This is a genomic window from Azorhizobium sp. AG788 (assembly GCF_004364705.1).
Taxonomy (GTDB): Bacteria; Pseudomonadota; Alphaproteobacteria; order Rhizobiales; family Xanthobacteraceae; genus Azorhizobium; species Azorhizobium caulinodans.
Window position 1 is genome coordinate 148,987 of record NZ_SOBM01000007.1, and the last position, 19,446, is coordinate 168,432.

Annotated in this window: 20 protein-coding genes; 8 read left to right on the top strand and 12 right to left on the bottom strand. The window is 67.1% G+C overall.

What is annotated here, in order from left to right:
• Positions 1-657, bottom strand: coding sequence for a TetR/AcrR family transcriptional regulator (locus tag DFO45_RS19055; protein WP_133866100.1), 657 nt, complete (start codon positions 655-657; stop codon positions 1-3).
• 82 nt (positions 658-739) lie between these two features.
• Here DFO45_RS19055 and DFO45_RS19060 point away from each other — a divergent pair, with 82 nt between their 5' ends.
• Entirely contained in the window at positions 740-1,480 is a 741-nt protein-coding gene (locus DFO45_RS19060; protein WP_133866101.1) for an SDR family oxidoreductase, read from the top strand.
• Positions 1,481-1,534: 54 nt separating this feature from the next.
• Here DFO45_RS19060 and DFO45_RS19065 read toward each other — a convergent pair whose 3' ends face one another.
• Complete coding sequence (locus DFO45_RS19065) at positions 1,535-2,236, bottom strand: SDR family oxidoreductase (RefSeq protein ID WP_133866102.1); 702 nt, start codon at positions 2,234-2,236, stop codon at positions 1,535-1,537.
• A 183-nt stretch (positions 2,237-2,419) separates the two neighbouring features.
• Here DFO45_RS19065 and DFO45_RS24985 point away from each other — a divergent pair, with 183 nt between their 5' ends.
• From DFO45_RS24985 to DFO45_RS19075, 3 genes are read left to right on the top strand one after another with little or no spacing between them, the layout of a single operon-like run.
• Positions 2,420-2,578 carry a hypothetical protein gene (locus DFO45_RS24985; protein ID WP_166657182.1) on the top strand — a complete coding sequence of 53 codons (159 nt, stop codon included), beginning with the start codon at positions 2,420-2,422 and terminating at the stop codon, positions 2,576-2,578.
• 26 nt (positions 2,579-2,604) lie between these two features.
• A complete protein-coding gene (locus DFO45_RS19070) occupies positions 2,605-4,722 on the top strand; it encodes an SMI1/KNR4 family protein (RefSeq protein WP_133866103.1) in 2,118 nt (705 codons plus the stop codon).
• Positions 4,723-4,749: 27 nt separating this feature from the next.
• On the top strand, positions 4,750-5,067 hold the full coding sequence (locus tag DFO45_RS19075; protein WP_133866104.1) for a hypothetical protein: 318 nt from the start codon (positions 4,750-4,752) through the stop codon (positions 5,065-5,067).
• 10 nt (positions 5,068-5,077) lie between these two features.
• Here DFO45_RS19075 and arfB read toward each other — a convergent pair whose 3' ends face one another.
• The 4 genes from arfB to DFO45_RS19095 form a co-directional block, all read right to left on the bottom strand.
• The gene (gene arfB / locus DFO45_RS19080; RefSeq protein WP_133866105.1) at positions 5,078-5,500 is read right to left on the bottom strand and encodes an alternative ribosome rescue aminoacyl-tRNA hydrolase ArfB; all 423 of its coding nucleotides are present in this window, start codon (positions 5,498-5,500) and stop codon (positions 5,078-5,080) included.
• A gap of 54 nt (positions 5,501-5,554) precedes the next feature.
• Positions 5,555-6,592 (bottom strand): patatin-like phospholipase family protein, encoded by a 1,038-nt coding sequence (locus DFO45_RS19085; protein ID WP_133866106.1) that lies wholly within the window; start codon positions 6,590-6,592, stop codon positions 5,555-5,557.
• Positions 6,593-6,602: 10 nt separating this feature from the next.
• Entirely contained in the window at positions 6,603-7,388 is a 786-nt protein-coding gene (locus DFO45_RS19090; RefSeq protein WP_012173096.1) for a 3-hydroxybutyrate dehydrogenase, read from the bottom strand.
• A gap of 272 nt (positions 7,389-7,660) precedes the next feature.
• A complete protein-coding gene (locus DFO45_RS19095) occupies positions 7,661-7,945 on the bottom strand; it encodes a hypothetical protein (protein WP_133866107.1) in 285 nt (94 codons plus the stop codon).
• Between the two features lie 218 nt (positions 7,946-8,163).
• On the opposite strand from DFO45_RS19095, the gene DFO45_RS19100 reads away from it, so the two are divergent.
• The 4 genes from DFO45_RS19100 to DFO45_RS19115 all read left to right on the top strand — a co-directional run bounded on the left by DFO45_RS19100 (position 8,164) and on the right by DFO45_RS19115 (position 11,621).
• The gene (locus tag DFO45_RS19100; RefSeq protein WP_043879803.1) at positions 8,164-8,688 is read left to right on the top strand and encodes a Fur family transcriptional regulator; all 525 of its coding nucleotides are present in this window, start codon (positions 8,164-8,166) and stop codon (positions 8,686-8,688) included.
• Positions 8,689-8,835: 147 nt separating this feature from the next.
• A complete protein-coding gene (locus DFO45_RS19105; RefSeq protein ID WP_166657183.1) occupies positions 8,836-9,534 on the top strand; it encodes a class I SAM-dependent methyltransferase in 699 nt (232 codons plus the stop codon).
• Positions 9,535-9,629: 95 nt separating this feature from the next.
• A complete protein-coding gene (gene ispG, locus DFO45_RS19110) occupies positions 9,630-10,934 on the top strand; it encodes a flavodoxin-dependent (E)-4-hydroxy-3-methylbut-2-enyl-diphosphate synthase (RefSeq protein ID WP_133866109.1) in 1,305 nt (434 codons plus the stop codon).
• Positions 10,935-11,006: 72 nt separating this feature from the next.
• Positions 11,007-11,621, top strand: a complete 615-nt coding sequence (locus tag DFO45_RS19115) for a YceI family protein (RefSeq protein WP_133866110.1) — start codon at positions 11,007-11,009, stop codon at positions 11,619-11,621.
• A 6-nt stretch (positions 11,622-11,627) separates the two neighbouring features.
• On the opposite strand, the gene DFO45_RS19120 is transcribed toward DFO45_RS19115, so the two are convergent.
• The 6 genes from DFO45_RS19120 to DFO45_RS19145 all read right to left on the bottom strand — a co-directional run bounded on the left by DFO45_RS19120 (position 11,628) and on the right by DFO45_RS19145 (position 19,439).
• Positions 11,628-12,872 carry an AMP-binding protein gene (locus DFO45_RS19120; protein ID WP_133866111.1) on the bottom strand — a complete coding sequence of 415 codons (1,245 nt, stop codon included), beginning with the start codon at positions 12,870-12,872 and terminating at the stop codon, positions 11,628-11,630.
• Between the two features lie 259 nt (positions 12,873-13,131).
• Positions 13,132-13,974 carry an ABC transporter ATP-binding protein gene (locus tag DFO45_RS19125; protein ID WP_133866112.1) on the bottom strand — a complete coding sequence of 281 codons (843 nt, stop codon included), beginning with the start codon at positions 13,972-13,974 and terminating at the stop codon, positions 13,132-13,134.
• A gap of 77 nt (positions 13,975-14,051) precedes the next feature.
• Positions 14,052-15,338 carry an ABC transporter substrate-binding protein gene (locus DFO45_RS19130; protein WP_012173104.1) on the bottom strand — a complete coding sequence of 429 codons (1,287 nt, stop codon included), beginning with the start codon at positions 15,336-15,338 and terminating at the stop codon, positions 14,052-14,054.
• An 87-nt stretch (positions 15,339-15,425) separates the two neighbouring features.
• A complete protein-coding gene (locus DFO45_RS19135; RefSeq protein ID WP_133866113.1) occupies positions 15,426-16,496 on the bottom strand; it encodes a branched-chain amino acid ABC transporter permease in 1,071 nt (356 codons plus the stop codon).
• A complete protein-coding gene (locus DFO45_RS19140) occupies positions 16,496-17,389 on the bottom strand; it encodes a branched-chain amino acid ABC transporter permease (RefSeq protein ID WP_043879806.1) in 894 nt (297 codons plus the stop codon). Before DFO45_RS19140 ends, DFO45_RS19135 begins: the two co-directional genes overlap by 1 nt.
• A 91-nt stretch (positions 17,390-17,480) precedes the next feature.
• Positions 17,481-19,439 carry a long-chain fatty acid--CoA ligase gene (locus DFO45_RS19145; protein WP_133866114.1) on the bottom strand — a complete coding sequence of 653 codons (1,959 nt, stop codon included), beginning with the start codon at positions 19,437-19,439 and terminating at the stop codon, positions 17,481-17,483.
• Positions 19,440-19,446 lie beyond the last annotated feature (7 nt).

Here is a 19,446-nt window from a genome sequence, read left to right on the forward strand (position 1 = left end):
TCAGCCGGCGATCAGGCCGTCCCAGCCCTGCATGGTGAGGCGGGCGACCGCTTCCAGATCGTCCCGCGTGGCGCCGTCCCGCGCCTGAATGGACATGCCGGCCTGCACCGACACCAGCAGGCGGGCCAGTGCAGCAAGGTCTACGGAGGCCGGAATCTCGCCCTCTGCCACGGCCCGGGCGAGCCGCACCTCCAGAAACCGACATCCGGCGGCACGCGCTTGGCGGACCATGTCTCCAAGCTCGGCATGGCCCTCGCTGCCCACCGCCGAGAGCGCCACCATGCAACCGAGCGGCTCCTGACGGCCGCAGAAGGCCGTCAGGGCGGCGGCGGAATCCATCAGATAGGCAGCGACCGCAGCGCGGGCCGTGGGCGCCGCCCGGAAATTCCCCCAGACCCAATCCTCATATCGCCTCTGGTAACAGGCCAGCGCCTCCGCATACAGCGCCTCCTTGGAGCCGAAGGCCGCGTAAAGGCTCGGCGATCCGATCCCCATGGCCTGCGTGAGGTCGGCGATGGACGTGGCGGCAAATCCCTTCTGCCAGAACAGCCGCATGGCCGCCGTCAGAGCCGCGTCGCGATCAAAGGCCCGCGGCCGGCCACGCCCCCGCCCCGGCGCGGCGGAGGTGGGTGAAGGGGTGTCGTCCGAATTCTGCATCGATCGATAAATAAATCCCTTGACCACGTGCCGCAACCGCCCTAGCCATTTATGTATCGATTGATACAAAAATGGTGGTGACATGAGTGAACTCGCCGGAAAGCGCGCCCTTGTGACGGGTGCCTCACGGGGAATCGGCGCTGCGATCGCCCTGGCGCTTGCTGAGAAGGGAGCGGATGTGGCGATCACCTACGAGCGATCCGCCGACAAGGCCGCCGAGGTGGTGCGTGCCATCGAGGCCAAGGGGCGGCGCGGCATCGCTTTGCAGGCCGACAGCGCCGATCCCGCCGCCGTGAAGCGCTCGGTGGATGATGCAGCGACCGCGCTCGGCGGGCTCGACATCCTCGTGAACAATGCGGGCATCGCCCGTGGCGGCGCGCTGGCGGACATGAGCCTTGCGGACATCGACGCCCTGCTGAACGTGAATGTGCGCGCAGTGGTGCTGGCCTCGCAGGCGGCGCTCGGCCATCTCAAGGAGGGCGGGCGCATCATCTCCATCGGCTCGTGCCTCGCGGAGCGCGTCCCCTTCGGGGGCGTCACCGTCTATTCCGCCACCAAATCCGCCCTGCTGGCCCTTACCCGCGGGCTGGCGCGCGAACTGGGGCCCAGCGGCATCACCGTGAACCTCGTGCATCCAGGCTCCACCGACACCGACATGAACCCCGCCGACGGCGAGCTGGCGGAGGGACAGCGGGCGCTCACGCCGCTCGGCCGCTTCGGCCGCCCGGAGGACGTGGCCGCCGCAGTCGCCTTCCTGGCGAGCCCCGCCGCCGGCCAGATCACCGGCACCGGTCTCGTGGTGGACGGTGGCATCAACGCCTGACCTGGCGCCTGCGGGCAGTTGCGAGGATGGGCACCCATCCTCGCCGGCCCTGCGTCACACGCTGCGCATCAGCCCGCCATCCACCTTGATGTTCTGCCCCGTGATGTATCCCGCGCCCTCGGAGGCGAGGAAGGCGATGGTGGCGGCGATTTCTTCCGACTTGCCATAGCGGCCCAGCGGCACGCTGGCGCGGCGTTCCTCCGTGGCGGGAAGGCTGTCGATCCAGCCGGGCAGCACGTTGTTCATGCGCACATTATGGGGCGCGTACTGGTCCGCGAACAGCTTGGTGTAGGCGGCGAGCCCGGCGCGGAACACTGCCGAGGTGGGAAAGTTGGCCGCCGGCTCGAACGCCCAGGCGGTGGAGATGTTGATGATCGCCCCGCCCTTCTGGTCCGCCATGATGGGGGCGATGAGGCGCGTGGGGCGGATGACGTTCATGAGATAGACGTCGAGGCCCGTGTGCCACTGCGCATCGGTGATCTCGAGGATGGGGGCGCGCGGGCCGTGGCCCGCGCTGTTCACCAGCACGTCGATGCGACCGAAGCGCGCCATGGTGGCGGAAACGAGTTGCTCAAGATCCTCCACCTTCTGGTTGGAGCCGGTGATGCCGAGCCCACCCAGCTCCTGCGCCAGCGCCTCGCCCTTGCCGGAGGACGAGAGGATGGCGACCTTGAAGCCGTCCGCCGCCAGCCGCCGGGCCGCCGCCGCACCCATGCCGCTGCCGCCCGCCGTCACCACCGCCACCCTGTCCGTCATGCCGCCGCTCCGTTGCGCCACCGCGAATCGATCGTCGCGCCAGAGTGGCCCAAGCCCGGCGCGCACGCCATAGGACGCCGCCGGCCAGCGCCCGAAGGGTTGCGCAGAGGCTTTTCCTGTCTAAATTCAGTGAAGCGGGGGCAGAGCCATTATTTCGACCTCCTATCCGGAGTTCCCGCGCCCATGCCGATTGATCATTACTATCGTAGCGCTCCGGAGTTTGGTTTTTCTGATCCACTGTCGCCGGATTTTGCGAAGACTGCCGCAGGTCCGCTCCCGGACATCTTCACCGGAAAAGCCAAGCTCAAGATTCAGCTTCGCTTCATCACAACATTCCGCTGAAGCCCGACGGCCTGATGGACATCGGCATGGATCGCCCCAACCCCGCCACCGGCGCGATGGACCGGCGCACGCTGTTGTGCGGGGCCGGCGCCGTGCTCGCCCTGTCCCTCGCCGCATGTACGGAGAAACGCGAGATGACCGACGCCCTCTGGCAGCAGTGGCAGGCCGACTGGCGGCGCATGGAGGAGATCGCCCGCCGGCGGGGCTGGGACGTGACGCCCGTGGTCATCGGCCCCCCCGCGCGGGAGGGCGAGGTACGGATGCTGGAGCAGCGCCACGGCCTGAAGGTGCCGCCGCAGCTGCGCGAGGTGCTCACCCTCTATTCGGGCCGCGTGGGCTTCGGCTGGTACATCCCCATCCACCTCCAGCCGCTGGAGCGGGAGAACCTGCCCACCATGAGCGCCAACCGCATGGCGCTCTGGGATCTCGACCATATTGCCAATTCGGCCATTCCCAACTTCCTCAACTGGAAGCGCGATCTCGCCAGCGTCGATCTCTCCGAGGCCCCGAACCGGCCGGAGATGTGGGAGCATCAGTTTCCCTTCTATGACCTCGTCAATGGCGACATGCTCACCATCGACATGTCAAAGCCAGAGGGGCCGCACCCGGTGCGCTACTTCAGCCACGAGCTGGAGATGCTGCACGGCCTCGCGCTCGCCCCCGATTTCCTCACCTTCGTGACGCAGATGTCCAAGATCGGCTTTGCCGGGACGGAGTGGGCGTCCTTCATGCCCTTCGGCACGCTCGATGAGGCGGCGGGCACCTATTATCTGCGCGCCGATGGCGCGGGGGCCAAGCGCTGGCTGGCCTATCTTGAGAAAGATCCGGCGAAGGTCGACCCCGACGAGCCACCGCCCGCCATCGTGGCGAAGACGCCGGCGGAGGAAGCCCTGCTCACCGCCGCCCGCGCCGGCAGCATCGAGGGCGTGCGCCTCGCGCTCAAGGCCGGCGCGCGCCCCGACGTTGTGCCCGATCCCGCATGGATGATGGAAACGGTCGGCTGGGACCAGGAATTCGCCACCGCCCTCACCTATGCGGTACGGGCGAACAACATCCCCCTCGCCGAGGTGCTGCTGGAGGGCGGCGCAACGCTCGACACCCGGCGCCTGCTGCTGGGAGACGCCGTTCAGGTCAGCTCATTGGAGACCATCCGCTGGCTGGTGGCGAAGGGCGTCCGCGTCAACGGCTGGAAGCAGGATCGCCACTGGCCGCTGCATCTGCTGGTGACCCGGCGCAGCGAGGTCAGCGCGCCCTCGCGCGCGGCACTGGAGGCGCGGCTGCGGGCGGAAAGCCGGCGCGCCCGCGGATCGCGCGACGACGAACTGCCGGAAATGAAGGCCTGGGAAGAGCAGCATCTGCGCGAACGCCTCGCGCTCTGGCTGGATCGCGCGACCTATCTCGCCATGCTGGACACGCTGCTGAAGGCCGGAGCAACGCCCGACGCGCGTTGGGACAACGGCATCACCATGCTCATGTGGGCGGATGCGGATGACGGCGAGGTGCTGATCAAGGCCGGCGCGGACGTGAACGCCCGCGACATCCACGGCAGCACCGCCCTCCACCGCGCCCGCACGGCGGCGAAGATCCGCATGCTGGTCGCTCACGGTGCCGACATCGACGCGCTGGAACAGCCGGCGGCGGAGGAGGATGGCGGGTATCATTCCACGCCCCTGCAAACCGCCCTGCTCCTCGCCCGCCTCGGCGGACTGGAGCTCGTGGAGACCCTGCTGGAGCTGGGCGCCGATCCGAAGAAGCGCGACTGCGCCGGGCGCAGTGCCCTGTGCTACTGCACGCTGGCCGACACCTTCCGGCTGATGATCGCGCGCGGGCTCGATCCCCATGAGCGCATGCCCGACGGTGGCACGCTGCTGCACAATCTGCAGCGCATCACCAGCGTGCGGGCGAGCTGGCCGGAGGAGGTGGCGAGCCTCGATTTCCTGCTCGGCCTCGGCCTGCCCATCAATGGCGTCGATGATGACGGCCGCACCCTGCTCCATGTGGCGGCGGAGCAGGTGCAGACGCCGGCGGACATCTCCCTTCTGCTGGAGCGTGGCGCCGACAAGACGGTCCGTGACAAGACGGGCAAGCGCCCCGTGGACCTGGTGCCCAAGTCGCTCAAGGACATCCGGGCGCTGCTCGCCTGAGGCGACCTGTCCCAAGGAGAGGACACCATGTGCGTGACGGATGATGCCGCGAACCCGGACCCGGTGACGCCGGTCCGGATCGCCCACCACGTGGACGAGATCTGGGAGGACCACCCCGGCGGCACGCTCCAGGAATTCTACAATTTCCTCATCTATGAGTTCGAGGTGGCGGGCGCCGTCTTTCGTGCCCGCGCCTATGCGGATGATTTCAACCGCGTCACCCTCTACGGCCCCTTCGCCCGCGCGGACGAAGCGCCGGCCGCCACCAATCCGGAAGCGGAAGCGCAGGTGACGGCCTATCTCGAACGCCGCTTCGGAGAGGTGCGTCGCCAGCCGCCGGTGTGAGGCGCCGTGCTCAGTCCACGTCCGGCTTGCCGCGCCTGAGGCTCTTCACGCTGCCGCGCCGCTCCTTCGCCGCGAGCCGGCGCTCCTTGGAGGCGAGCGTCGGGCGGGTGGGGCGGCGCTTGGGGGCGACGATCGTCGCTGCCCGCAGCAGTTCGACCAGCCGCTCGATGGCGTCTTCCCGGTTGCGCTCCTGCGTGCGGAAGCGCTGGGCCTGAAGCACCAGCACACCGTCCTTGGTGAGGCGGCTGCCGGCGAGTGTCGCCGCGCGCAGCTTCACGCCCTCGGGCAGCGAGGGCGAGCCCATGAGGTCGAACCGCAGTTGCACGGCGGTCGACACCTTGTTGACGTTCTGCCCGCCGGGGCCCGAGGCGCGCACGAAGGAGAGGAGGATTTCCTCCTCGGCAATGCGGATGCGGGCGGTGATCTCGATCATGTCGGGGCAGGGATCTGGCGGACGGCAGGTTCGGCGGGCGACATGCCCGCCCCCTCAATCGGCCAGTTCGAGCTTCAGGTCCAGCGTGCTCCGGGTGCCGATGTCACCCATATGCGCGGCGAGGAAGGCATCGGCGCTCTCCCGGCCAAGGTCGCGCAGGTGCTGGAGGAAGGCCCATTCGGGGTTGAGCTTGGAGGACAGGTCGAAGCCCGCAAGCTGGTCCTCGCCACCGATGCGATGCAGGCGGACGCGCCGGAAGCTGGAATCGCCCAGGAGCTTGCGCTTCAGCAGCCCGCCTTCCACCAGCCGGCCCATGTAGTCGATGGCCCGGAGCTGCGCGAGAAGCGAGGCGTTGAAGGTGATCTCGTTGATGCGGTTCTGGATCTCGGCCGCCGTGCGGGGCGTCTCCTCCCGCAGCACCGGATTGATCTGGACGAGAACGATGTCCTCCGCCTCCACCTTCTCATAGAGCGGAAAGAGCGGCGGGTTGCCCATATAGCCGCCGTCCCAATAGGGCACGCCGTCGATCTCCACCGCCTGGAAGAGCTGCGGCAGGCAGGCGGAGGCCATCACCGCCTCGGCGCTCATCTCGTCATGCCCGAAGATGCGGGCCCGCCCCGTGCGCACGTTGGTGGCCGAGACGAACACCTGCACATCCGAGGCGCGGATGGCGTCGAAATCCACGTGCGCGGTGAGGATGTCCTTGAGCGGATTGATGTTGAGCGGGTTGAAATCGTAAGGCGAGAGGAAGCGCGAGGCGACCTCGAAGGCCAGATAGGCCGGGTTCTTGGCCAGCGACCACGACCCGAGCAACCGATCGAAGGCCGAGCGCTGGATGGGCGAGAGATGGCCCTCGCGGGAGACGTCGCGCCAGAATTGAGAAAGGGCCGAACGGGCCTCCTCCGGCCCGCCCTTGGCGAGGCCGGAGGCCAGCACGACCGCATTCATCGCCCCGGCGCTGGTCCCGGAGATGCCCGAGACCACGAGCCCGTCCTCCTGCAACAGGCGGTCGAGCACACCCCAGGTGAAGGCGCCGTGGGCGCCTCCCCCCTGCAGTGCGAGGCTGATGCCCTTGGCCGTGCGGCGGGCCATGCCGGATGGCTTACTCAGCGACCCAGCCGCCGTCGATCTGGTGCATGGCGCCGGTGATGGAACGGGCGTTGTCGGAGGCCAGGAAGACCGCGAGCGCTGCCACTTCCTCGACCGTCACGAACTCCTTCGTGGGCTGGGCGGCGAGCAGCACCTCCTTCTTCACCTGCTCCTCGGTCATGCCGCGGGCCTTGGCTGTGTCGGGGATCTGCTTCTCCACCAGGGGCGTCCAGACATAGCCGGGGCAGATGGCGTTGCAGGTGATGCCGAAGGTGGCCGTCTCGAGGGCGATGGTCTTGGTGAGGCCGGCGATGCCGTGCTTGGCCGAGACGTAGGCCGACTTGAAGGGCGAGGCCACGAGAGCGTGGGCGGACGCCGTGTTGATGATGCGTCCCCACTTCTTCGCCTTCATGCCGGGGATCGCCGCCTTGGAGGCAATGAACGCGGACGTCAGGTTGATGGCGATGATCGTGTTCCAGGTGTCGATCGGGAAATCCTCGACCGGGGCCACGTGCTGGATGCCGGCGTTGTTCACGAGGATGTCGCACGCACCGAGCTCGGTCTCGGCCAGCTTCACCATGCCGGTGATTTCCTCGGCCTTGAGCATGTTGGCGTCGGAATAGAGCGCCTTCACGCCGAAGTCGGCCTCGATCTTGGCGCGCTCGGCCTCGATGGCGGCGGCATCGCCGAGACCATTGATGACCACGTTGGCGCCTTCCGCCGCAAAGGCGCGCGCATAGGCGAGACCGATGCCGCTGGTGGATCCGGTGACGACGGCAACCTTGCCCTTGATCGACATGATTGAGCTTCCCTGACTCTGCGGGACGAACGTCCCGGATCGCTTCTATAGCGAACGGGTGTGACGGGAACGTCATACCCTGCGAAGGATTTTCGCGCTCAGACCTTGCGACGGATGCGGCCATTGTGCAACGCCGTCATGGCGCAACGGCCGCGCTTTCCGGCCGCTGCCGACAGCAACGCTTGTTCCGCGAAAGAGGGCTGCGCGGAACAAGCACGTTTTCGAGAGTGGACATCAGGTTCGGGTCCAGCTCTTGAGATCGGGACCGCGGATCACTCCACGTCCGGATCGAAGGCGGGGCCCCAGTGCGGGTCGGCCGGCGCGATCAGCGAACCGGTGGCGTTGTTGGCCTGGACCTTGGGCGCGGCGGTCTTGGTGGTGGCCGGCGCCTGCTCGAGATTGAAGAAGGTCTGGAAGAAGGGCTTCTCCTGCCGCTGCACGGCATATTCCTGCTTCACTTCGCGGGTCGTGTACTCATCAGCAGAAGCGGTGACGATGCTGCCCGCCAGAACGGTGGAAGCGGCGGCGAGAGCGATGATGGTGCGCTTGATGTTCATGTCTCATCTCCTGTGTTCGAGACAAGATCATCATAGCCATGGCCTCTAAACTCGAAATCATGCCTGAAGCTCGCGCGCTCCCCACATCGTCTGAGACTCCTATACGTCAGTATGAGATCTGTATTTGGGGGAGGCGACCGTGCACGCCGCCGCGAAGAAGAGCACGGCGGCACCCGAGGACCATGGAAAGGCGGCACGCGGATCGCTACATTGGGGCCATGACGACGGATGCCTCCCACCCGGCCAGTCCGCCCGCCGCCGCTCCGGCCGCCGGACATGGACACGACCATGACCACGGCGCCTGCATCAGCGGAGCGCTGGCGCGGGTGGAGAAGATCTGCGCCGACAAGGGCCTGCGGCTCACGCCGCTGCGCCGGGGCGTGATGCAGGTGCTGGCCGAGAGCCACGCCCCGCTCGGCGCCTATGAGATCGTCGAGCGCCTCGGCCCCGAGGGCGACCGGCCCCCGCCCATGTCGGTCTATCGCGTGCTCGACTTCCTGGTCTCCGAAGGGCTCGCCCACCGCATCGAGAGCCGCAACGCCTTTCTCGCCTGCGGCCATCCCCACGAACCGGGGGACGTGGTGGTGTTCCTCATCTGCGAACAGTGCGGCGCGACGCGGGAGGTGAACTCGCACGCGGTGGGCCGTGATCTCGCCTGGGCAGCCCGCTCCGCCGGCTTCACCCCACGCCAGCGGGTATTGGAAGTGGCCGGCGTGTGCGCGAACTGCCGCGAGCCCACCTGACCCTTGATCCCGCGCCGCCGATCGGCCACCTGTGACCAGCGGATGGACGTCCGGATCATCCATCCGCCACGGACTTGGGGAGAGGACCTGCGGGCCGGTCGATGCCATCCGGCCGCGAGGCGGCTGGCCGCAGGGAACGGGTTTCGGATGCTGGAATGTTCGATCTGCGGGGGCACGCAATTCTCCTCCCGCGAGATCCTGTGGGACGAGCTGATCGCCGCCTGGGGCCTCTCCCGCGAGGAAGTGGAGTACATCAACCGGCAGCAGGGCTGCTTCTGCGTCGCCTGCCGCGCGAACCTGCGGGTGGTGGCGCTGGGCGAAGCGGTGCGGGACGCGCTGGGCGTTGAGGGTCCCATGACCGCCTGGACGGCCGATCCCCGTCTCGCCGGCCTGCGCGTGCTCGACGTCAACGGCGCGACCGCCATTTCCAACGCCCTGTCGCACCTGCCCGGCTACGTGCGAGGCAATTTTCCCGAGGTAAATATGGAGGCGCTGCCCTATCCGGCGGCGGCGTTCGATCTCGTGGTCCATTCCGACACGCTGGAGCACGTGCCCCATCCGCTGCGCGGCCTCGAGGAGTGCCGCCGGGTGCTGCGCCCCGGCGGGCACCTCTGTTTCACAATACCGGTCGTCGTGGGACGCCTGACCCGCAGCAGGGATGGCCTGCCGCCGAGCTGGCATGGTAATTCATCGCAGAACAGCGACGACTATCTGGTCCAGACCGAATACGGCGCCGATATGTGGACGCAGGTGATGCGGGCGGGTTTCACGCGCGTCACGCTCCATCAGGTATCGTACCCGGCCGCGATCGCCATAACCGCGTGGACCCCGCCCGCGCGCAACTGACAGGGCCGGCCTCTGGCCGCCTGCTTCCCTTCCCCGGCCCAAGCGGCAGCCGGAGACGGGGCGGGCGCCGGAGACGGCGGAACAGAGACACCGAGATGAGCATGGTCCCCGTGGTGCCCGACGAGCTTCTGGAAGCTGGCCCCGCCGCCCGGCGGCCGACGGTGCCGGTGCCGGTCGGCAAGGTGATCGTGGGCGGTGATGCGCCCGTCGTGGTCCAGTCCATGACCAACACCGACACTGCCGACATCGACGGCACCGTGCGCCAAGTGGCGGCGCTGGCCCGCGCCGGCTCCGAGATCGTGCGCATAACCGTGGACCGGGACGAGAGCGCTGCCGCCGTACCACGCATCAAGGAGCGCCTGCTGCGGCAGGGCATCGACGTGCCGCTGGTGGGCGATTTCCATTACATCGGCCACAAGCTGCTGGCGGACCACCCCGCCTGCGCGCAGGCGCTGGACAAATACCGCATCAATCCCGGCAATGTGGGTTTCGGCGCCAAGAAGGACCGGCAGTTCTCCGCCATCGTCGAGACCGCGGTGCGCCACGACAAGGCGGTGCGCATCGGCGCCAACTGGGGCTCGCTGGACCAGGAGCTCCTCACCGCCCTCATGGACGAGAACGCCAAGCTGCCCAAGCCCGCCGAGGCGCGGGCGGTGACGCGCGAGGCGCTCATCCGCTCGGCCCTCATGTCGGCGGCGCTGGCGGAGGAGATCGGCCTGCCCCGCAGCCGCATCATACTCTCCGCCAAGGTCTCGGCGGTGCAGGATCTCATCGCCGTCTATACCGAACTCTCCCGCCGCTCCGACTATGCGCTCCACCTCGGCCTCACCGAGGCGGGCATGGGCTCCAAGGGCATCGTCGCCTCCACCGCCGCCATGGGCTATGTGCTCCAGCAGGGCATTGGCGACACCATCCGCGTCTCTCTGACCCCCGAGCCCAATGGCGACCGCACCCGTGAGGTGCAGGTGGCGCAGGAAATCCTCCAGACCATGGGCCTGCGCACCTTCGTGCCGCTGGTGGCCGCCTGCCCCGGCTGCGGGCGCACCACCTCCACCACCTTCCAGGAGCTCGCCAAGAGCGTTCAGGACATGATCCGCGAGCGCATGCCGGAGTGGAAGAAGTCCTATCCGGGCGTCGAGGCGCTCAACGTGGCGGTGATGGGCTGCATCGTGAACGGCCCGGGCGAGAGCAAGCATGCCGATATCGGGATCTCGCTGCCTGGTACCGGCGAGATCCCGAGCGCGCCCGTCTATATGGACGGCAAGAAGGTGGGCACGCTGCGCGGGCCTAACCTTCAGGTGGAATTCCGCAAGATGGTGGAAGACTATGTGGCGAAGCGCTTCGGCGTCGGCGCCGCGGGCGAAGCTGCGGCCCCCGCGCCGGTGGACGCAGCGGAATAAGCGTGATGAATGATGCGCATGGCCCTGACGCAGCGCGAGCTGCGCCGGGGCGATGCGTTGAGGACATCACTCATGCCAGCCTTTGCTTCCCGCGCGTTCTTCCTCGCCTTTCTTGCGCTCTCAGCCACCCCGCTTGCCGCCCAGACGCCTGACACCACGGACCCCAAGGCCGTGCGCCCCGGCACCTATGCCCTTGATGCCGGCCATACGCGGGTGGTGTGGAGCCTCAGCCATCGCGGCTTTTCCACCTATAGCGGCCTCCTGCCCGCCGCCTCCGGCACGCTGGTGCTCGACCCCGAGAAGCCCGAGGCCAGCCGGGTGGAGGTGACGCTGAACAGCGCCGATGTCGCCACAGCTGATCCGCGTTTCGATCCGAGGCTGAAGGGGCCGGACTATTTCAACGCCGCAGCCTTTCCCACCCTCACCTTCGCCTCCAGCGCGGTGAAAGTGGAGGGGAGCAGGGCGCAGGTGACGGGCACCCTCACCCTTCTCGGCCAGAGCCGTCCGGTGACGTTGGACGTGACCTTCCACAAGGCGGGCATCAACCCCACGGACAAGCTCTATCACGTGGGCTTCGACGCCACCGGCACCCTCACGCGCTCCGACTTCGGCCTGAAGACCGGCTTGCCGGGCATCGGCGATGCGGTGAAGCTCCAGATCGAAGCGGAATTCACGCAGAAGGAGTGACGCCTCTCACCCCACCGGCCGGCGGTCCTCGATGGTCTTGGCGTCCGCCGGCAGCGTGCCGGGGGGAAGCGGCACCAGACGGCCGCGCAGCTTGGTGGAGGCGCGCAGATCATCCAGGAGGCGCTCCTGCGGCACGGCGGCAAGGTCCGCCGTCTCGATTTCGAGGATCATGTCGTCCTGATCGCCCGCACGCTCCACCACGAGGCGGGCACGGGTGACGGCGGGGTGCTTCTTCACCGCGCTCGTCACCTGCACCGGATGCACGAACATGCCCCGGATCTTCGTCACCTGATCCGCCCGCCCCAGCCAGCCGCGCAGCCGCGTGTTGGTGCGCCCGCAGGGGCTCACACCGGGCAGAACGGCAGAGAGATCGCCGGTGGCGAAACGCACGAGGGGGTAATCCTCCTCCAGCAGCGTCACCACCACCTCGCCGACCTCGCCCACTTCCTCCACCGGATCGCCGGTGCCGGGGCGCAGGATCTCGATGATGAGATGCTCATCGGCGATCATGCCTTCTTCGGCCTCGCTCTCATAGGCGACGAGGCCGAGGTCCGCCGTTCCGTAGCACTGGCGCGCGGCAATGCCGGCGGCGCGGAATTCCGCCCGCTGCGCCGGCAGGAAGGCCTCGCCCGAGACCAGCGCCTTGGTGAGGGAGGAGATGTCCGCCCCTTCCTCCCGCGCGCGATCCACGAGGATCTTCAGGAAAGAGGGCGTGCCGCCATAGCCTTGCGGACGGATGTCGGCGATGGCGCGCAATTGCAGGTCGGTCTGACCGACGCCGCCCGGCACCACGGCGCAGCCGAGCGCGTGGGCGCCGCTCTCCACCATCGAGCCCGCTGGGGTGAGGTGGTAGGAGAAGGAATTGTGCACGATGTCGCCGGCACGGAAGCCGGCGGCGAACAGCGCACGCGCAAAGCGCCAGTAGTCCGCCCGGCGACCCTCGGGATCATAGATGGGGCCGGGCGACATGAAGATGCGGGCGAGGCCGCCCGGCGCCGTGCCATTCAGGCCGCCGAAGGGCAGGCTTTTCGGCTGAAGTTCCAGCAGCTCGGACTTGCGGGTGACGGGCAGCTGCGCCAGCGCGGCGCGGCTGTTGACCGCCTGCGCATCCACATCCTTGAGCAGCATGCCGAAATAGGCCGAGCGCCCCTTGGCGCAGGCGATCTGCCCCGGCAGCGCCGCCATGAGCGCCGCCTCCCGCGCCTGCGGATCGCGGGTTTCCAGGCCATCGAAATAGCGGCTCTCGGTCATGGATGCTCTCTTTGCCTCGATGCTCTCATGTACAGCGGTTGTGGGGACCCCCGGCCGTTCTACCCCCCTCCCTGCCCTCCCCCGCAACGGGGGAGGGTTCCCCCGCTCAAAACCGGAGGGCGGTGCAAGCCCGCGTGACATCCCCCTTCCCCCCTTGAGGGGGAGTGCGGGTGAGGGGGTAAGGCGCCATCCGCAAAAGGCGAACCGCAGACGAGCGCCTTGCTGAAGCCTTCTCGATCAACAGCCTGCCCTACCCCCCTCACAGCCACCTTTTCCGGCGCTTGAAGGACTTCAGATTCTTGAAGGACTTCCGCTCCTCGCCACCGCCCTGCCCCAGATAGAATTCCTTCACGTCCTCGTTGGACTGGAGCTGCTCGGCCGTGCCGTCCAGCACGATCTTGCCCTGCTCCATGATGTAGCCCGTGTCCGCCACCGAGAGCGCCACGCGCGCATTCTGCTCCACCAGCAGGATGGTGACGCCGAGGTCGCGGTTGAGCTGCTTGATGATGGCGAACACCTCCTTCACCAGCAGCGGCGAGAGGCCCATGGAGGGCTCGTCCATGAGGATGAGCTTGGGGCGGGCCATGATGGCGCGGCCGATGGCCAGCATCTGCTGCTCGCCGCCGGAGAGATAGCCGGCGAGGCCCGTGCGCTCCTTGAGGCGCGGGAAATAGTGATAGACGCGCTCGATATCCTCCTTCACCCCATTGTCGCGGCGGGTGAAGGCGCCGAGGCGCAGGTTTTCGAGCACGGTCATGTCGGCGATGATGCGGCGGCCCTCCATCACCTGGAAGATGCCCCGCCGCACGATGCGGTCCGGCTCGATGCCCTTGATGTTCTGTCCCTCGAAGAAGATGTCGCCCCGCGTGACCTCGCCATCCTCCGATTTCAATAGACCGGAGATGGCCTTGAGCGTCGTGGACTTGCCGGCGCCGTTGGAGCCGAGCAGCGCCACGATTTGCCCCTTGGGCACCTTCAGCGAGAGGCCGCGCAGCACGAGGATGACGTCGTTATAGACCACCTCGATATTCTCTACCGCCAGCAGCGGCTGGGCCGCCGCAGTCGCGGGCGAGGCGTCCATCTTCAGCGCAGCTTCGGCCATGGCGGGGCTCCGATGATCGGGTGGTCAAAAGGTGGGGGCGCGCCGGGCGCGCCCCCGTGCCGGTCAGGTGGCGGGGCTCACCAACCCAGCAGCTCGGACTTGCGGGGCAGGTTGATGGTGGCAACCTTCTCCAGCTTGATGGTGCCGCTCTTCACGAGGTCGGCCAGCGGCGCATCGGTGGGTCCGCTCACCACGGAGCGATAGAGATCCACCGTCATGGTCGGCCGGTGGTCCGTGGCGGTCCAGGTGGAAGGGTTGCACACGCCCTCGGTGCCCTTCGGCACCCAGTCCTTCTTCTGGTACATGCCCTCGGCGATCTTCGGCCCGGTGACGCCGCCATTCTTGTCGGCCCAGTCCATGGCCTCCTTCATGTAGAGCACGGTGCAGACCGCCGTCATGTAATGCACGGAGCGGTAGGCATTGCCCGAAGGGTCGGACTGCTTGGAGATGTCCTTGAAGGTGGCAAGGCCGGGCGCGCTGCCCTCCCAGGTGACGGCGGTGCGCACGGGGAAGACGACGCCATTGGCGGCAGTGCCCGCGGCCTTCATGGCCTCCTCGCCCATGCCCCACACATTGCCGAGGAACTGCACCTTCACGCCCGCCGCCTCGCAGGCCTTGAGCACGGAGATGTTGGAGCCGGCGGTATTGCCGAGATAGGCGTAATTGGCGCCCGCCTGCTTCAGCGTCAGGCACTGGGCGGTGTAGTCGCCGGGCGTGAGAGCGAAGGTGATGGGCTCCAGCACCTCGAAGCCCAGTTCCTTGGCATAGGCTTCCGCCGCCGCCTTGGGCGAATTCGGATAGGGGTGGTTGGCGCCCATGTGCACCCACTTGGGCTTGCCTTGCCCACCCTTGGCCTTCCAGTCATCCGCCGCCCACTGGACCATGGCGCGCGCGGCATCCGAATAGGACGGGCCGTAGAAGAAGTTATAAGGCGCGGCGCGCTCGCTCTTGGGGCCGCCCTTGCCGGTGGGGTCGGTCAGCGTCGCCGAGTAGGAGCCGGAATAATAGGGGATCTGCTCCTTGGTCACGAGCGCCACCAGCGCCTCGGTGTCCGCCGTGCCCCAGCCCTGGATGGCCACCACCTTGTCTGAGCCGGACGTCCACTTCTTGAAGGCAGCCAGCGCGCGCGGCACCTGATAGCCATATTCATTGAAGTCGGAATTGATGGTCTTGCCGTTCACCCCGCCATTCTTGTTGATCCAGGCGATGGTGTCCTGCACGCCCTGCCCATAGGGCTGGCCCACGTCCGACGTGCCGCCGGAATAGTCCGCCAGATGGCCGATGTTGATGGTCTGCTGGGCGAGCGCTGGCGCTGCGACGGTGAGGGCCAGCGCGGAGACGAGCGATAAAGCGGCGATCCTCATGGGGTGGTTCCTCTCTGTGGCGTTTCCTCGTGCCGGCCCGGTGGTCTGTTGGCGCCCCGGTGCCGGCTCACTCTCATGATGCACGGATCAGTAGGAGAAGGGATAGAGCTTCCAGTAAGCCTTGATCTGCCGCCAGCGGTGGGCGAGCCCATCCGGCTCGAAGATCAGGAACAGGATGATGACGGCGCCGATGAGCATCTCGCGCAGATAGGTGATGCCGTCCTTGAGATGCAGCGCCTTGTCGATGGCGCTGCCCTGAAGCGCACCGGCGAGCGCACCGGTCAGCTCCGGCAGCAGCACCATGAAGATGGTGCCGAGCAGCGATCCCATCACCGAGCCCAGCCCGCCGATGATGATCATGGCCAGGAACTGGATGGAGAAGAGGATGTCGAGCCCCTCCACCGACATGTAGCCGATGTAGTGCGCATAGAGCGCGCCCGCGATGCCGGCATAGAAGGAGGAGATGCCGAAGGCCATGGTGCGGTATTTGGTGAGGTTCACGCCCATCATCTCGGCGGAGAGATAATGGTCCCGCACGGCAATGAGCGCGCGCCCGTCGCGGCTGCGCATCAGGTTCGAGGCGCCGAGATAGAGCACCACGAAAAAGACGAGCACCACGTAGAAATAGCGATGGTCGCCCGACATGTCGAAGCCGAGGATTGTGAAGGGTGCCGCCACCGCCCCGGCCGAGCCGCCGGTGAACCAGGTGGCGCGCACGAAGAAGTCCTGCAGGATGAACTGGGCCGCCAGCGTCGCGATGGCGAGATAGAGCCCCTTCACCCGCGCCGCGGGCACGCCGAACAGCAGGCCCACCACCGTGGTCCAGAGGCCCGCGAGGATGATGGCCAGCGGCACCGGCACCCCATGCTCGGCGAGGAAGGCGGAGGCAAAGCCGCCGAAGCCGTAAAAGACGGCGTGTCCGATGGAGATTTGGCCGGAAAAGCCCACCAGGATGTTGAGCCCCAGCGCGGCGATGCCAAGATAGCCGATCTGGATCAGGAGGCTCAGCAGATAGCTGGAGAGCACCAGCGGCGCGCAGGCGAGCGCCACCACGCCGGCCACGCAGAACAGCATGGAGAGGCGGGTGTCGAACAGCGTCTGGTCGGCGCGATAGCTGGAGCGGTAGTCGCCGCAGGGGCGCAGGCTTGTGGTCGCCATCAGACCCTCTCGATGTCGCGGGTGCCGAACAGGCCGTAGGGCTTGATCATGAGAATGACGATCAGCGCATAGAAGGGCGCGATCTCATAGAGATTGCCCCACTTCAGGAACTGGCTGTCGAAATAGTGGGCGATGTTCTCCAGCAGGCCGATGATGAGCCCGCCCACCACCGCGCCGAGGATGGAATCGAGCCCGCCGAGGATCACCGCCGGAAACACCTTGATGCCGAAGTAGGACAGCGCCGACGACACGCCGTTGACGATGCCCACGACGACACCCGCCACGGCCGAGACCGAGGCCGAGATGCCCCAGGAGAGCGCAAACATCTGGCGCACAGAGATACCCAGAGACTGCGCCACCTGCTGGGAGAAGGCGGTGGCCCGCATGGCAAGGCCGATGCGGGAATATTTGAAGAACCAGGCAAATCCCACCATGATCGCGAGGCTAACGCCCGTGGACATGAGATAGGCGCTCTGCACCTGCAGCCCGAGGATTTCCACTTTCGCAACCGGAAAGATGGGCGGGAAGGGCTGGGCGAAGGTGCCGAACATCCATTTCATCAGCGCCTGGAAGAAGATGGACAGGCCGATGGTGACCATGATCACCGAAATGATCGGCTCACCGATGAGCGGGCGCAGCACCAGCACCTGAAGGGCGAGGCCGAACACCATCATGAAGGCGATCGAGATGAGGAAGCCCCAGATGAAGGGGATCTGCCAGTAGGTGAGCAGCCACCAACAGGCCCAGGCGCCGATGAGCAGGAATTCACCTTGTGCGAAATTCACCACCTGCGAGGCTTTGTAGATGAGCACGAAGCACATGCCCACCACGCCATAGAGCGTGCCGATGATGAGGCCGTTGATGATGAGCTGGAGCAGCAGCGGAGACGTCATCGGGCAGGCTCCATGAAGTCGGTGTCAAGCGCGCGGAAGCGGCCAAAGACGAGGCGCGGCCGCACGGGGCGCACGAGATTCCCGCCCCCCATCATGCCGCCCTCCTCTTGCCCGCGCCCGCCGGAGGCGCGTCGGTGAGGTGGGTCACGTTCAGCACCGTGCGGATGCGCTGCTTGGTGCCATCCTGGAAGGCGATGGTGGTGTCCACGTCGATCTTGCGGTCGCCGCGATACATGGCGTCGATGATCTCGCCATAGCGCTCGTTGATGACGCCGCGTCGCACCTTGCGGGTGCGGGTCAGTTCGCCGTCGTCCGCATCCAGTTCCTTGTAGAGCAGCACGAAGCGCGAGAGGCGCTGCTTCTCCGCCAGCGTGCGGTTCACCTGCTCCACCTCGGCGCGGATCAGTTCCGTCACCTCCGGGCGGGAGGAGAGGTCGGTATAGGTGGTAAACGAGATGCGGTTCTTCTCGGCCCATTTGGAGACGATGGGGAAGCGGATGCAGATGATGGCCGCGAGGCTCTCGCGCCCATCGCCCAGCACCACCGCCTCGGCCACGTAAGGCGAGAATTTCAGCTTGTTCTCGATGTACTGCGGAGAGAAGCGGTCGCCCTGCGCCGTGCGGGCGAGATCGCGCACCCGGTCGATGACGACGAGATGCCCGCGCTTGTCGAAATAGCCGGCGTCCCCGGTGCGCAGCCAGCCTTCCGCATCGAGCGACTTAGCGGTCTCCTCATCATTGAGATAATAGCCCGCAAAGGCATTGCCGTGCCGGGTCACGATCTCGCCGAGGCCGTTGGGGTCGGGATCGTCGATGCGCAGTTCCACGCCCTCGAAGGGCTTGCCCACCGTGTCGAAATCCACGTCGTCCGCCGTGTGCAGCGTGTAGGCGCCGAGCAGCTCCGTCTGGCCATAGAGCTGGCGCATGGGCACGCCGAGGGCGAGGAAGAAGCGGAACGTATCCGGGCCCAGCGCCGCGCCCCCGGTGGCGGCGGAGGTGAGATGGGAGAAGCCGAGCCGGTCGCGCAGGGCGCGGAACAGCAGGAAGTCTGCAACCGGCGAGCGGCGCCCTTCGTCCAGTGCCTTGAGGCCGAGCTTCATGCCGTAATCGAACATGGCGCGCTTGAAGGGCGAGGCATCCATGATGCGGGCGCGCACATCGGCGGCGATCTGCTCCCACACGCGGGGGGCAAAGAGCACGAAGGTTGGGCCGATCTCCCGCATGTCGGCCATGGTGGTCTCGGGCTCCTCCACGAAGTTCACCTTCATACGGGAGATGAGCGCCTGACCAAAGGCGTAGATCTGCTCCATGATCCAGGGCATCTGGAGCACGGAGACATATTCGTCCAGCGGGCCGCGCGGGTCCGCCTTCAGATAGGCCGCGCAATGGCGCACCAGAGCCCCGCCGGTGAGCATGGCGAGCTTCGGATGGGACGTGGTGCCCGACGTGGTGCAGAGGATGGAGACGTCGGTGCCCTGCCCCGCTGCCACCAGTTCGCCGTAGCGTCCCGGCTCCCGTTTGGCGTGCTCCGCGCCGCGCGCCTCGATCTCGGAGAGCGCCACAAGGCGCGGATCGTCATATTTGCGCAGGCCGCGCGGATCGGAATAGACGATGTGCCGCACGGTCGGGATCTGCTCGCCCAGTTGGAGCAGCTTGTCCACCTGCTCCTCATCCTCGGCAAAGATCACCCGCACGCCGGCATAGGTGATGAGATAGGCCACCTCTTCGGCCAGCGCGTCGCGGTAGATGCCGAGCGACATCCCCCGCACCGCATGGGCGGCGATCTCGCCCATCAGCCATTCGGGCCGGTTGTCACCGATGAGTGCCACCACGTCGCCAGGGCCGACGCCCAGTTCCGCGAGGCCGAGTGCCATGTGGCGCACGCGCGCCTCGACTTCGGCCCAGGTGAAGGCGTTCCAGATGCCGAACTTCTTCTCCCGGAGCCACACATCACCGCCATGGCCCGCGGCATTGTGGGCGAGCAGCTTCGGAAAAGTGTCGAGAACGGAGACATCCGGATAGGCCTGTGTCAGGGCGTGTGCCGTGGTCATGGCCGGC